Origin of the sequence: Burkholderia sp. AU31652 (assembly GCF_002223155.1) — a bacterium.
Taxonomy (GTDB): domain Bacteria; phylum Pseudomonadota; class Gammaproteobacteria; order Burkholderiales; family Burkholderiaceae; genus Burkholderia.
Genome location: NZ_NKFG01000005.1, coordinates 1,706,560 through 1,721,480 on the forward strand (window position 1 = coordinate 1,706,560; position 14,921 = coordinate 1,721,480).

The 14,921-nt window shown below is 58.8% G+C and carries 7 protein-coding genes; 6 read left to right on the forward strand and 1 reads right to left on the reverse strand.

What is annotated here, in order from left to right; all coding sequences use genetic code 11:
- Window positions 1-16 precede the first annotated feature (16 nt).
- The 6 genes from CFB40_RS25200 to CFB40_RS25225 all read left to right on the forward strand — a co-directional run bounded on the left by CFB40_RS25200 (window position 17) and on the right by CFB40_RS25225 (window position 13,159).
- Window positions 17-640: a hypothetical protein gene (locus CFB40_RS25200; RefSeq protein ID WP_089432701.1), complete on the forward strand. Its 624-nt coding sequence runs from the start codon at window positions 17-19 to the stop codon at window positions 638-640.
- A gap of 17 nt (window positions 641-657) precedes the next feature.
- Window positions 658-1,956: a tetratricopeptide repeat protein gene (locus CFB40_RS25205; protein ID WP_089432702.1), complete on the forward strand. Its 1,299-nt coding sequence runs from the start codon at window positions 658-660 to the stop codon at window positions 1,954-1,956.
- Window positions 1,953-6,452 (forward strand): RHS repeat-associated core domain-containing protein, encoded by a 4,500-nt coding sequence (locus CFB40_RS25210; protein ID WP_089432703.1) that lies wholly within the window; start codon window positions 1,953-1,955, stop codon window positions 6,450-6,452. The genes CFB40_RS25205 and CFB40_RS25210 overlap by 4 nt, the downstream gene beginning before the upstream one ends.
- Before the next feature lie 117 nt (window positions 6,453-6,569).
- Window positions 6,570-11,078 carry an RHS repeat-associated core domain-containing protein gene (locus CFB40_RS25215; RefSeq protein ID WP_089432704.1) on the forward strand — a complete coding sequence of 1,503 codons (4,509 nt, stop codon included), beginning with the start codon at window positions 6,570-6,572 and terminating at the stop codon, window positions 11,076-11,078.
- A gap of 13 nt (window positions 11,079-11,091) precedes the next feature.
- The gene (locus tag CFB40_RS25220; RefSeq protein ID WP_089427467.1) at window positions 11,092-11,502 is read left to right on the forward strand and encodes a toxin-antitoxin system YwqK family antitoxin; all 411 of its coding nucleotides are present in this window, start codon (window positions 11,092-11,094) and stop codon (window positions 11,500-11,502) included.
- 241 nt (window positions 11,503-11,743) lie between these two features.
- The gene (locus tag CFB40_RS25225) at window positions 11,744-13,159 is read left to right on the forward strand and encodes an ISNCY family transposase (RefSeq protein WP_089434293.1); all 1,416 of its coding nucleotides are present in this window, start codon (window positions 11,744-11,746) and stop codon (window positions 13,157-13,159) included.
- Between the two features lie 297 nt (window positions 13,160-13,456).
- On the opposite strand, the gene CFB40_RS25230 is transcribed toward CFB40_RS25225, so the two are convergent.
- Window positions 13,457-14,917 carry an efflux transporter outer membrane subunit gene (locus CFB40_RS25230; protein ID WP_089432705.1) on the reverse strand — a complete coding sequence of 487 codons (1,461 nt, stop codon included), beginning with the start codon at window positions 14,915-14,917 and terminating at the stop codon, window positions 13,457-13,459.
- Window positions 14,918-14,921 lie beyond the last annotated feature (4 nt).

A 14,921-nucleotide genomic window follows, 5' to 3' on the forward strand; every position in this document is an offset into this window, starting at 1 on the left:
GCATGGGAGACATTCGATGGACAACGAATCGGATCAGGTGATGGTCGACGAAGCCCTCGAAGCCGAAACAGTCGAGGCGTTGCGCCGGTTGTTCGCCAACGATGCGACGCCGGAGCGTACACCGCCCGACGAACGTCGCGAATCGTCGACGATGATCGGCGAAGTGACCGATACGCATCATCCCGACGCGATGGGGCTCATTCGTGTGAAGTGGGTTTTGCAGGACGACACCACGTGCGAACGCTGGCTCGAATGCGTGGACGGCATCAAGCCCCACATCGGCGATCGCGTGCTGCTGCAATCTCCTGCGAACTGGCCCGAGTACCTGATCGCCGGTCTTCTCACGCGCAAAGGGCACGGTGAGCCGGTCGAACCAGCGGTCGAACCCGCGATGGCACTTTCGCTTGAAACCGACAAGTGCGTGCAGATCGCGGATGCATCTGGCTGTCCGCTGCTGCAGGTGCGTGCTTCTCCGGATGGGCCGGTCGTGACGCTGCTGAACCGGAACGTGAATATCGAAGTCGCCGGCAAGCTGCGGCTGAGCGCGCAGACCCTCGAACTGGAGGGCGGGCGAGGCGGTGTCGATATCCGGACCGAAGCGGACACCGTCGTGCGCAGCCGTTACGTTCGCCTGAACTGAGAAGGCGGCCTGACGTCATGCATCGTGAATTCTCCGCCATCGAATCGTCGCTCGAAGCGTTCATCGATCAGCCCGATGATCCCACGCTGTTGATCGAGGCAACCGACAACGACCTCGTGCCGGTTCTCAAGATGATGCAGTCGCTCGACGAACGACTCGGCGATGCCGTTTTCCTGAATTTTCCGTTTCCTTGCGACTCTGCCGACGCGTATCTGCAGACGTGCATGGAAGCACTTGCACGTCAGATCGACGACGCAAGCAGCGCACGCATTGAACGTGGCGAAACAAGCTGGCCACCGTTGCCGCTGACCTGCACCGACCCGAGGCGTGCGCCGGCGGCACGGCTGCGCGATGCCGTCACGCATGTTCACACGCTGATGCCGGAAGGCACCAAGGTCGTATGGGCATGGTTGCCGTCACCGATGGGCGATTTCGGCGGCTTTGCAAAGCTGGTGCTGCAATGCCTGGCGCTGAACGGCTTTGAAGAGTGGATGGAAGGGCATCGGTTCTGCATCCGCGACGACCGGAAGCATCCGTGCCTGATTCCGCTCGCTCGCGAGAAGAAGGCCGAGCACGTGCTGATCTTGCCGGTAGATTTCTCGTCCGAAAAAGCGACCCGTCATCTGGTCGACATCGCGAACGACGCGGTGCATCCGATCGAGCAGCGCATGGGGGCCCTGCTGCAAATCGCAGGGATCGATCTTGCGCAGGGCCGATTGCCCGAAGCGCAGCGCAAGTACTACGCGCTCTTTTCCTTCCACGCCGAGCGCAAGGATGCGACAGGCTGCGCAGTGGCATTGCACGGCCTCGGCGATGTAGCGTTGCGCCACGGGTCGCCGCGCGATGCGAAGGACTGGTACATGCGCGCGCTGCCGGCTGCGCTCGATGGTCGGAACCTGCTGGTCGTGCTGAATGCGCTGATGGCCACGGGTAGCTGTTGCAACACGCTCGGCGAGCATGCGAAGGCGGCGACTTATTTTGATCTCGCGAGCGGTGCCGCCGGCAGGCTGATGCTCGTGCATACGAAGATCGAGGCGATGGAGAAAGGCGGTGTCGCGCTGCTGGCATGTGGCCAGGCGGCGGAAGCCGCGAAAAGCTGGATTGCCGCGAAGGGATTGTGCGAAAAGTTCGGCTGCGAACGACAGCGCATTTCCCTCCTCGATCGACTCGTTTCGCTCTACGGGAACGCCGGCCTGAAAACCGAGGCGAGGGCGTATGAGCTGGAGAAGGATCCGCTTTACATGACTCGCCTCCGTGGAGTGGTCGCGCCGACGGTACACGATGCGATGGCCGGGTACGAACGGGCGCGCCAATGAGTGACTTTGAAACCCGGCTGACGCGCGCATCGGCGCCTGCGGAGAGCCATGCATCGCAATCCGAGTCGAAGGCCGACACCGCGTGCGATTCGCTGCTCGGTACGGTCAAGTCGACGTTCGATCCGTTCAAGGAGACCTTCTCGTCGGAAGGCGGCACGCTTCACCACGTCAGCGAAGCCGTGAACTCGCTCGCGTCGTTGCAGGGCATGCCGTCGCAGTTACTCAACACCGGCATTGCGCAGATCCCGCTGCTCGACAAGATGCCGGGGATGCCGGCGGCCACCATCGGTGTTCCGCATCTCGGTACGCCGCATGCGCATAGTCATCCGCCAAGCAGCGGTTTTCCGTTGCCGAGCGTCGGGGCGACGATCGGTAGCGGATGTTTGAGCGTGCTGATTGGGGGGATTCCTGCGGCACGCGTGCTGGATATCGGTATCGCGCCGACGTGCGGCGGGATAACGCCTTTCTTCGATATTCAGACTGGATCGAGCAATACCTTCATCGGCGGGATGCGTGCTGCTCGCATGGGAATCGACATGACTCGGCATTGCAATCCGATGGGGCATGTCGGGCACTCGGGTGGCGAAGCGGCGAGCGCTGCGGAGAAAGGCGAGGAGGTGGCGAGCGAGGCGGCCCAGGTGTCTGGTCGGGCGAAGTTGCTGGGGCGGGCAGGGAAGGCATGGTCGGTCGGGAACGCGGCGGTCGGGCCAGCGTCGGGGGCGGCGACTGCTGCCGATGACGCGTCGCAAGGGGAGATTGCGGCAGCCGCGATGATGGCCGCGCAGACAGCGGCCGATCTCGCGTTCATGGCGCTCAGCAACCTGATGGGCAAGGATCCCGGTATCGAGCCGAGTATGGGGGCGCTGCTCGCTGGGGATCCGACGGTACTGATCGGCGGGTTTCCGCTGCCGGACTCGCAGATGATGTGGCATGCGGCAAAGCACGGGATCGGGAAAAACGTCGAACCGAAATTACAGAAACTGCCACAAGAGTTGAAGTGCGAGTTTCGAGGCGAACCAATTAATCCGGTAACGGGAGACGTCCGGAACGATTTCATCGATTACAAGACCGATGAGGTCGCTCCGTTCATATGGGGGCGTCATTACAACAGCAGTCGGCGCGACCGCGATGGTCCGCTGGGATATGGATTCCGACATGCATGGCAGCATGAACTACGGTTGCTGCGCACGCGAGCCATTTACACCGATCCGCAGGGAACTGAATATACCTTCAGCAGGCACGCAGATGGAAGTTACGACGGCTACGCTCAAGGATATGAACTCAAGCAGTTCGACAATCGGCGGGTCATCGTATCGCACGATGTCGAAGGTAGTGCAAGCTTCGACCTGACCGGCGAAGCTGACCGGACCGCACGCTGCATCAGCTACATGCGTGATGGTGTACATAGCAAACTGCACTGGCGTGCCGACAAGTACCTCTGGAAGATTGTTCAGTCGGACAGGTCCGGCCACGTCTGCCGGACAGCCGGGTTTCAGTACGACCACCATGGACGAATGGTGACAGTCGTGCTGACGGACCGGAATGGAGTCAATGCCCGGATTTGCGGATATGCATACGATGCGTACGGTTGCCTGATTAGTTACCACAATGCGCTGAATGCTGTATCGACCTATGAGTACGATATACAGCGTAGAGCAGTGGTGCTCACCGATGCCAACGGCTATTCATTTTTCTACCGCTACGACAGCCAAGGCCGCTGCTTGGAAGGCTTCGGACAGGACGGGATGTGGCACGTTCAGTTTCAGTACCACCCGGGCCGGACGATTGTCATCGAAGGGGATGGCGGACGGTGGACAATTGTTTACAACGACGTCGGAACGATTATCCGGGTTGTCGATCCGTATGGCGGCGCAACCGCGTATATGCTCGACGCAGATGGACGCATCATGGGGGAGATCGATTCCGGTGATCGCCCCTTGTATTGGCTTTACGACGAGCGAGGGCGTAATACCGGTCGGCTGGATCGATGGGGGAATCGGTGGCCGATCAAAGACGAGGCGCCGATTCTGCCAAACCCGCTAATTCGAAGCATTCCCGAAACGCACCTCGAACAGCAGCATGGCAACGTCGATCTTGAAAACATGGTCGAAATGCTGCTTCTGCCGCCTGACGTCACACACATTTCCGGTCAGATGTTCTCTTGCGATATGTCCCAGTCGCTTACGCAATGTGACGCCGCCGGACGAGTCGTCGTCAGATCAACGGACAGTGGCCAACTGGAATACATTGAACATGATGCTGATGGAAACGTCGTTCGCGAACGCGATGCAGACGGACGCGATTATCGATATGGGATCTATTCGTGGGGACTGCGGAAAAGCGAACTTGACCCACTTGGTAACACGGTATCCTACACGCATAATCCGAAACTCGAGATTTCTTCAATCATTGATGCAAATGGCAACCGAAGTACCTACACATACGATTTAAAGAATCGAATTACGAGTGTTACGCGGCATGGTCTAATTCGCGAAACCTACACGTACGACGTCGGCGACCGATTGATTGAAAAGAGAAATGGCGGCGGCGAAATATTGTTGCGTTTCGAAGTGGGGGAGAATGGCCTGTACAGCAGGTGCCATCTCGCAGACGGGGATACACACATCTACGAACACGACTTACGCGGCAATTTCACAAGTGCATCAACCAACAGATTCGATGTCAAGCTGTTGTGGGACGAAGGAGGACGCCGTATATCAGATAAACGCAACGGCTTGGGAGTCGAACACGTTCACGTGGACGGACGACTTATAAGTACGACGTACTTGGGGCGCTATGTCGTACGGTACAAGGACGACGCGGATCGTGCGATCTTGATCCACACACCCGATGGTAGCGTCCATCGCTTTCAACGCGCAAAGAATCGAACGGTCCTGTTCGAACTCGGAAATGGCACGCGGATTCTGTATGGATACGATGCGGAAGAACGATGTATCGGGCGCATCACGTGGAGGCAGGAAAAAACGAACCCAATCTTCAGCACGCGATACAAATACAGTGGCACCGGTGAATTGCGATGGATATGTGATACGGTAAAAGGCGAAACTCAATATCGGTATGACAATGCCCACCGGCTTATTGCCGAATCCTTGAACGGCTGGCCTGTCAGGCATTTCTCCTATGACGCAGCAGGGAATCCTCTTTGTACAGAGCGTCACAAGTGGATTCGCTATGACGAGGGTAACCAACTTGCGATATCCGCAGCCGGAACATACCGGTACAACGAGCGCAATCATCTTGCCGAGGAAACATGCGAGGATCGCAGCGTGAAATATCATTACAACAGCATGGATCTGCTGGTGAGTGTGACATGGAGTGACAGGACTGAAGTTTGGAGTGCTGCGTACGATGGCTTGTGTCGGAGAGTAGTGAAAGAATTTGGCAAAAATCGTACCGAATACTACTGGGATGGAGACAGGCTCGCTGCAGAAATAGCAGCAAACGGGCAATTCCGGATCTACGTGTACGTGAACGAAACTGCAATGTTGCCATTTATGTTCGTCGACTACCCTGGTGCTGGCGCTCCTCCCGAAATCGGACAACCATACTTTGTTTTTAGCAATCAAGTGGGATTGCCAGAGTGGATCGAGAATGACAATCGCAAGACAGTCTGGAGCGCGAAGAGCATCGATCCTTATGGAACGATTCATGTCGCCGACGGTAACTCCATAGAGTATGACCTACGTTGGCCGGGGCATTGGATGGATCAGGAAACCGGCTTGCATTACAACCGGTTCCGATCGTATAGCCCGGCACTCGGGCAATATCTTCAATCTGATCCCATGGGGCAGGCCGGAGCAATTAACGTCTACGCATACCCCAAAAATCCACTCACCCTGGTCGACATAATGGGGTTGCATGCCAGATATAGCGGCCCCGGACAAGGTAATGGAAAGAAAAAAAACAAGCATGATCCAACCGGGCCAAAACAAGAGGCGGCAGTAGGGAAAAATTCCCCCGAACCCCAGGAGCCGGAATACACCGAAGGCTGTGTTGATTGGGAACACATTTTTTCTGGGGAGTATGACAATAACGGAAAGCTTCACGGAGGACACCACGTCCAGTCCTTCACGGACAAGCATTCGCGCGCGAAAGTGAAGCCAGCAAAAGACGAGATTCCGGTGCCAGGTCAACCATATAAGGCAGAAATTACATATCCGGGAAGAGAAACAGCTATCAAAGATATGTTCCCAGAAAGCTGGGGAGAGCCGGAAATAAAATCCCAGGTTCTCTCTGCTCTAAACGGACCGGACATGGAAATTGAAAAAAATACGTCGAGCAATCAAAATGACGGACGCGATGTCAGGAAATTTACGGCAAAAGCTCCTCCGCCTTCCAAATTAACTATAGTTGGATATATTGACGTAAATAAACCAAAAGGTGACAAAAAACGGATCGGCACGGCGCACCCTGTCTCACCGCCCGGCATGCCTGCACGAGGAGCAAAGTCCGGAAAAGCCACGAAGCGGCGATGACTGCCATTGGGTGCCGTCGATTTGGATACGGAGTTCAGTTGAGCCGCTCACACTCCGCATCAATTTCGCCTCGGGCTGTCGTTATCGCCGTGTTCTCGACGTTAACTGTACATAGCAATGATTGAATCCGAAAACCGCTTGACGCGTGCATCGGAGTCGTCCGAGAGTCATGCAACGCAATCGGAGTCGAAGACCGACACCGCCTGCGATTCGCTGCTCGGCACGGTCAAGTCGACGTTCGATCCATTCAAGGAGACGTTTTCGTCAGAAGGCGGAACGCTTCACCATGTCAGCGAGGCCGTGAATTCGCTTGCATCGCTGCAAGGCATGCCGTCGCAGTTGCTCAACACCGGCATCGCGCAGATCCCGCTGCTCGACAAGATGCCAGGGATGCCTGCGGCCACCATCGGTGTTCCGCATCTCGGGACACCGCATGCGCATAGTCATCCGCCGAGCAGCGGCTTTCCGTTGCCGAGCGTCGGGGCAACCATAGGCAGTGGATGTTTGAGCGTGCTGATTGGGGGGATTCCTGCGGCACGCGTGCTGGATATCGGTATTGCGCCCACGTGTGGCGGGATAACGCCTTTCTTCGATATTCAGACTGGATCGAGCAACACGTTCATCGGCGGAATGCGTGCTGCGCGCATGGGAATCGACATGACGCGCCACTGCAATCCGATGGGGCATGTCGGGCACTCGGGTGGTGAAGCGGCGAGCGCTGCGGAGAAAGGCGAGGAGGTGGCGAGCGAGGCTGCCCAAGTGACCAGCAGGGCGAAGACGTTGGGACGGGCAGGGAAGGCATGGTCGGTTGGTAACGCCGCGGTCGGGCCAGCGTCCGGGGTAGCGACTGCTGCCGATGACGCATCGCAAGGAGAAATCGCAGCAGCAGCGATGATGGCCGCACAAACTGCGGCCGATCTCGCGTTCATGGCGCTCAGCAACCTGATGGGCAAGGATCCCGGTATCGAGCCAAGTATGGGGACGCTGCTCGCTGGGGATCCGACGGTACTGATCGGCGGATTTCCGCTGCCGGACTCGCAGATGATGTGGCACGGGGCGAAGCACGGGATCGGGAAGAAGGTCAAGGCACGGGTTGCGAACAGACAGAAAGAAGTCAGCCCGTGCACCGACGGACATCCCGTCGATGTTGTCAGGGGTACGGCGGAAAACGAATTCATCGATTACAAAACGCGAGAGGCGCCTGCATTCAAGTGGGAGCGCTACTACTGCAGCGGCTGGCACAAACAAGACAGTCCGATTGGCTTTGGTTTTCGACACGTTTTCCAACACGAGTTGCGTCTTCTGCGAACGCGCGCCATTTATGTCGATGCGCGCAACCGGGAGCATCCATTTCCTCGGAACGGCGCCGGTCGTTATGAAGGATGCGTTGCCGGTTATGAACTGGAGCAGTGCGATGAACGCCGCTTCGTGATCCGTCATACGCGGCTCGGAAAAATGACTTTCGAGCTCACGGATAAAGACGTTCATGTTGCCCGGCTCGTGAATCATGTCAAACCGGAATTCGGATTCAGGCTTGTGTATGACGAAAGCGGCTCACTGATACACATCATCCAGGAAGCCGGACGCGGCCACCATCGACGGACGATTGAAATTCACTACAACGATTCCGGTCATGTCTCGGCGATTTACGTCACACCGCCGCAGGGGAAGAGGCAGTGCATTGCTCACTATCATTACAACGCATACGGATGCCTGGAGGTAGCGACCGATCCGCTCGGCGCGGAAATGTCTTACGGCTATGACACCCGCGGAAGAATGACCCGAGAGACGGATGCGAACGGTTACTCGTTCCACTACAAGTACGACGACGAGAGCCGATGTATCGAAAGCAGGGGACAGGACGGATTGTGGCATGTCGCGCTCGAGTACCAACCGGGCCGCACCGTAGTGACGCGTGCCGACGGAGGCAAGTGGTCTTTCCTGTACGACCGATCGCGTACGGTGACACGGATCATCGACCCGTATGGCGGAACGACCGAGCGCGTAACCGGTGGCGACGGTCGAATTCTGTGCGAGATTGATTCCGGTGGACGCACGATGCGCTGGCTTTACGACCAGCGCGGAGCAAACACCGGGCGGCTGGATCGCTGGGGAAACAGTTGGCCTACGAGGGAAGAAGTGCCAGCCTTGCCAAATCCCCTGACGCATCGGGTTCCCGCCACACCGATGGGACTGTTGTATGGCTGGGTTCGACCATCCGAAATGGCAGATCGATTACTCCTGCCACTGGAGATCGACAGCTTTTCAACAACGGTTTTTCCAGTCGCACGTGTTACATCATCGCCGACCGAGCAGTGCGATCCAGCCGGGCACATCGTCAGCCGCACTGACATGTACGGACATACAGAGCGCCTTCAATACGATGCTGCGGGGAATCTCGTGCGACTGCGAGACAGAGACGGGCGCGAATATCGTTACAACGTCACGTCCTGGAACTTGCGTGAAAGCGAGACAGGACCGGCGGGCAATGCAGTCAGGTACAGGTATACAGCCAAGGAGGAGGTCGCTGCGATAGTCGACGCGAATGGCAATGAGAGCGCCTACCGCTACGATTTCAAAGGTCGAATTCAAAGCGTAACGCGGCACGGTGTATTGCGCGAAACCTATAAATATGACACCGGCGATCGATTGATCGAAAAGCGGGATGGATCCGGCAATCTACTGCTCCATTTTGAGATTGGCGACAATGGCCTGCACAGCAAGCGAGTGCTATCGAGTGGTGCCACACATTTCTACCAGTACGATTCGCGCGCGAATATTACCAAGGCCTCGACGAACAGGTTCGACGTCAAATTAACCTATGACTCACAGGGCCGGCGCACTTCGGATAAACGCGATGGCTTGGGTGTCGAACACGGTTACGTCAAAAAATCGCTAGCCAGTACCACCTATCTTGATCGATATACCGTTCGTTATGAATCTGTCGGTCATGGCGAAATACTCATTCATACGCCAGTGGGCGGTAGCCACCGTCTTGTGCGTTCACGCGATGGACAGGTCCTGCTATGCCTGGGCAACGGCACAAATATCCTCTATACCTTCGACGCGAACGGTTGGTGTATCGGACGAACCAGGTGGGTCTCCGATCAACCTGAGTCCGTTCATTGTGTGACGTATGCATACAGTGCAACGGGGGAACTGCGGAGCGCAACCGATAGCGCAACGGGCACAACCGAGTATCAATACGATGCCGCGCACCGCTTGATTGGCGAAACTCGCGACGGATTTCCCACGCGGCGCTTCCAGTATGACGCGGGGGGGAATCTTCTGTCATCGCCGACATGTGCGTGGATGCGCTATACCGAGGGCAACCGACTCTCGGCAGCGGCGACGAGCATATTTCGCTATACCGACCGAAATCATCTTGCCGAAAACATTACCGGCGATGACCGTCGTACTGTCTACCGCTATGACAGCATGGACTTGCTGGTAGCGGTCGATTGGAGCGATCAACAAAATTCCTGGACCGCAGAATATGACGGACTGTGTCGCCGCATCTACAAGTCCATCGGTGAACAGCGCACTGACTTCTTTTGGGACGATGACCGCCTTGTAGCCGAGAGAAGGCCCGACGGGCGCCTGCGACTTTACGTATACCCAAGCGAAACGGCCTATGTCCCGTTCATGCTCATCGACTACGAATCAGCGGATGCTGAGCCGGGTAGCGGAATCGCATATTTTCTGCAACACAATCAGGTTGGACTGCCCGACCTGATCACGAACCAGGAGCGTGGTGTCGTCTGGAAACCCGACGATATCGATCCATACGGCGCCATTTCCGTATCGAGCGAAAGCTTGATCGACTACGATCTCCGCTTTCCGGGTCACTACCATGATGTCGAAACCGGCATACATTCCAATCGGTTTCGGTCGTACAGCCCGACACTCGGGCGCTATCTGCAGTCGGATCCCGCCGGTCAGGCCGGTGGCATCAATTTATATGCGTATACGGCAAATCCGGTTGTCCGGGTGGACGTTCTGGGGTTGGCGGAAAGTGGTTGCGGATCCAGCCTCGGCGAAGAAGTCGCAGACAACAAGAAAAAGGGTTCGGAGACCGAGAAAGCACACGACGCGCCCGCGCACGGCGAGCACGACCTTGACGAACTTCGGCAAGAGCTTGGGGCGCTCGCACAAGCCGCCTGGCAGAAGATGAAAGATGCCAATGCTCGAGGTGATCGAACGGTCACTCTTGACGACGGGACTGTCTTGAAGACCGGTGACACGACGATGGGGCCGTGTCTTTCTGTTGTGAAGGATTTGACAACGGGCGCCATCTACTATGGACAGAACACCGGGAAGCGCCCGCGCGGGTTGCGTTCACCGCTCAAGGAGCAGACCGAGAAAGTCGCGATCGCCAACGAGGAAAAAAGCCCTTCCCCATATCCGAACAATCCTGGGTGGACGCGAAACAAAGGCATCCCGGGTTCGCACTCCGAAGTGCAGGCGGCCAACCAGGCGTTGGAGGCACGGCCTGGTGCCCAACTGAATGAGTTGGCTGTCTATAATGTTCGCACGGAAATGGACAAGGCAGACGCTGGCGAGCCTATGCCTCGATGCGACAACTGCAAGCCAATTACTGACGGCATTATTGCTCTAACCGACTAAGAGGTACTTTCTGATGCAACGCATTCTTTCCAGTCAACTCGAGTATCCCGGAGATGGTCTCTATTATCTCGATGGCGAGCCTTTTTCCGGCGTTTCTTATACGCTCAGAGATGGATGGGAAAAATCGGAAACGGAAATCCGCCAGGGCTTGCAGTGGGGGACGACGAAAGAGTGGTACGAACCGGGACGGCCGATGCGAGAAGCGACGTTCTTCAAGGGCGTACTCCATGGACGTGCACGTGAATGGCACAAGAATGGCCAGCTTGCCGAGGACGGCGAATACGAATATGGGATCACCCTGTGGGAGAAAAGCTGGGATGAGCGCGGCACACTCCTGGACGACTTCCGGTTGAGCGAGGATGACGAGGATTTTCAGGTCCTGCAGGAGTATCGCGCCCTGTATCGGAAAGACAGTTCCGCCTAGGTGGCCTACAGGAAAGGAGGTCGCCGCGACCAGACCGCTGTGGCGACTGTCCACGTTCGGACGTGAGCAACAAGCCTTGGAAGTGACCGTCCGTGTCGACACAATATTTGACATAACGTGAATTATCGACATGCCTGGTTGTAGCAGCCATATCCTAATGTCGTGTTCTGGCTATTTACAGATGTCGTGTTTTTGACTGCTGGCATGCTGGACGGCTCGTTGAGCGAGCGCGGAGCCGACCATGCAGCCAGCCGGATTGGTGACACTGACGATGCGAGAGCTTGATCGACTCAAGGTAATCCAGGCCGTGGTGGACACGGGCCTGAAGCCCGGACGTGCGGCCGAACGGCTGGGACTGAGCGTGCGACAGGTGGAAAGGCTGGTCATCCGATATCGAGAGCATGGATCTAGCGGCGTTGCTTCGGGCCGTCGTGGCCGGCCAGGCAACCGCAAGCTCGACGAAGGACTAGCGTTACGCGCCTTGACCACTATTCGAGAGCGTTACGCCGATTTCGGGCCGACGTTGGCCTGCGAGAAGCTGTGGGAATGCCATGGCATTCGGCTGGCCAAGGAAACGGTCAGGAAGCTGATGACGGATGCCGGGCTCTGGATTCCGCGCCGGCAGCGTCCGCCGAAGGTCTACCAGCCGCGAGCGCGCCGGGCGTGTCTGGGTGAACTGATCCAGATCGATGGTTGCGATCATCGGTGGTTCGAGGAACGGGCGCCGGCCTGCACGCTGCTGGTGTACGTGGACGACGCGACGAGCCGGCTGATGATGCTGCACTTCACGCAGACCGAGTCGACGTTCAGCTACTTCGAGGCCACGCGAGCGTATCTGGAGCGCCATGGCAAGCCGGTGGCGTTTTACAGCGACAAGTACAGCGTGTTCCGCAATACGAGCGCCAGCAAGACAGGCCAAAGCGTGACGCACTTCGGTCGGGCGATGTACGAGCTGAACATTGACACGTTCTGCGCGAACAGCAGCTCGGCCAAGGGACGTGTCGAGCGAGCGCACTTGACGCTGCAGGATCGGTTCCTCAAGGAGTTGAGACTGCGCGGCATCAGCACGGTGGCCGACGCGAACGCTTACGCGCCCTCCTTCATGGCCATGTATAACGAGCGCTTCGCGAAGCCACCGAAGAGCGGCTTTGATGCGCATCGACCGCTGCGGTCCGACGAGGATCTGGATCTGCTGCTGACCTGGCGCGAGACACGCCGGGTCACGAAGGCGCTGACGGTGCAGTACGACCGGGTGCTCTATCTGCTGGACGATACGCCGGGGAATCGGGCGTGGATACATCGTGACATCGAGGTGTGGGAGTACCCGGACGGACGCATCGAGCTTCGGGCGGCTGGCCAGCTACTGTCGGCACAATCCTACGATCGGCTGGCCGAGGTGGATCAAGGCGCGATCGTGGATCACAAGCGCCTGAGCCATGCGTTGCAGGTGGCACAAGCGTTTCAGGCGCAGCGCGACAGCCGGCGGATCGGCACTGCGCCGTCGCGAACGCATCGGGGGCTGCCGGTGCGGGCAAATGAAGCGCAACCCGGCACGAAGAAACCTCGCCGGTTCACGGTGACTGACATGGAAGCCGCGATTCTGGAAGTTGCGTCAAAAGCAGAAACTGAGCGGCGGTCTGCCAAGGCCCGCGGGTGAGCGTAAGCGCCCTGCTGCTTCAGGCTCGGCGCTTCAACGCTGAAGGACGGAAAGGCCGATGAAACATGCGACATCTGTATTTAGCTGGCGCTACGACATCTGAATCCGGGTATGACATTTGGTTGTAGCGGCTAGATTGAAATGTCCGCTTTCGGGCCGCGTAAGCTGTTCGGCCGCCGGGTGTCCGGCGCCGGAGGCTGCGATGGCTGCAACGGAGCGGATCACGATGACGATGCGCGAGCTGGACCGATTCAAGGTCATTCAGGACGTGGCAAGCCATCGGCACGTACAACCGCGCTATCGACTCGCAACGGCTTCGGACGCCGCCCCTTGCCATCCACCACCGAGCGCCTTGAACGCAGCCACCGACGCCCGAGCCGCTTCGGTTTTCGCCTGCACGCGCTCGTCCGATGCGCGCAGCAGGCTTTCGTCCGCCTGCAACACCTCGATCAGGCTGACGACGCCCTTCTGGTACGCAGCGAACGACGCAGCCCGTGCGCGGCCGAGCGAATCCACGCCGTCGGCGAGAACCGCCGCCTGCTCGTCGCGCCTGACGAGCGCGGAGAACGCGTTCTCGACGTCCTCGGTGGCGTGCAGCGCCGCGAGCCGATACGCAGCCAGCATTTCGGCATCCTGCCCTTTGGCCTGCGCGATCTGCGCATTGATGCGCCCGAAGTCGAACAAACGCCAGCGCAGGCCGAGCACGCCGGCAGCCTGGTTCGCGCCGCCGGCAAACAGGTTGCCCGCGCCCATCGTCGTCGCGCTGCCGATCAGCCCGCTCAGCGAGAACTTCGGGTAATACTCGGCAATGGCCACGCCGATGCGCGCGTTCGACGCCGCGAGGCGCCGCTCGGCGACGATCAGGTCGGGCCGCCGCCTGAGGAGTTCGCCGGGCGTTCCCGTCGCCGCGATCCGCGGTGCGACCGGCACCTCGCCGCCGTCGAGCAATTCCGCGCGATACGTACCGGGTTGCGAGCCGAGCATCACGTCGAGCGCATTCATCGCCGTGTCCAGCGCCGCTTCGAGTACCGGCACCGTCGCGCGGACCTGAGCGAGCGCACCTTCGGCCTGCCTGACCTGAAGCTCCGCCGCGAGCCCCTTTCCATACAGCAGATTGATGGTCGACAACAGATCCTGTTCGGTCTGCACCTGATGCCGCGCGACCTTCAGCCGGCCCTGCAACCCGCGAATCGTGATGTAGATGTCCGCCGTCTGCGCGGCCACGGCAAGGCGCGTGGCGACCGCCGCCGCCTCGGAGGCCTGATAGTCGGCGAGCGCCGCCTCCCGCCCGCGGCGCAACCCGCCGAACACATCCAGTTCCCAGCTCGCGGTGAAATCGGCCTCGTAGTCGTTGCCGTGACGGTCGAAACCGGGCGTCGAGTTCAGCACGCGCCCCAACGGCGTTTCGACCGACTGGTAGACGCGCGCGGCTTGACCGGTCACAGTGCCCGAAGGCAACAGCGCTGCATTGGCCGCACCGAGCCCGGCACGCGCTTGCGTGACGCGTGCCGCGGCCTGCGCGAGATCGAGGTTCTGCGCGAGCGCAAGCGTGACGAACCGGGTCAACTGCGGATCGCCGAAGCCCGTCCACCACGTCGCGAGTTCCGCTTCGGCCACCGCGTGCCGCTGCTCCACGGCGCGCTGGCCCTGGAAGCGCTGCGGCATGGCGATGTCCGGCCGCACGTAGTCGGGACCGACGGCGCATCCCGTCGACAGGAGCGCGGCAAGCACCGCGGCAACGATGGGTTTCGGTAGCATGACG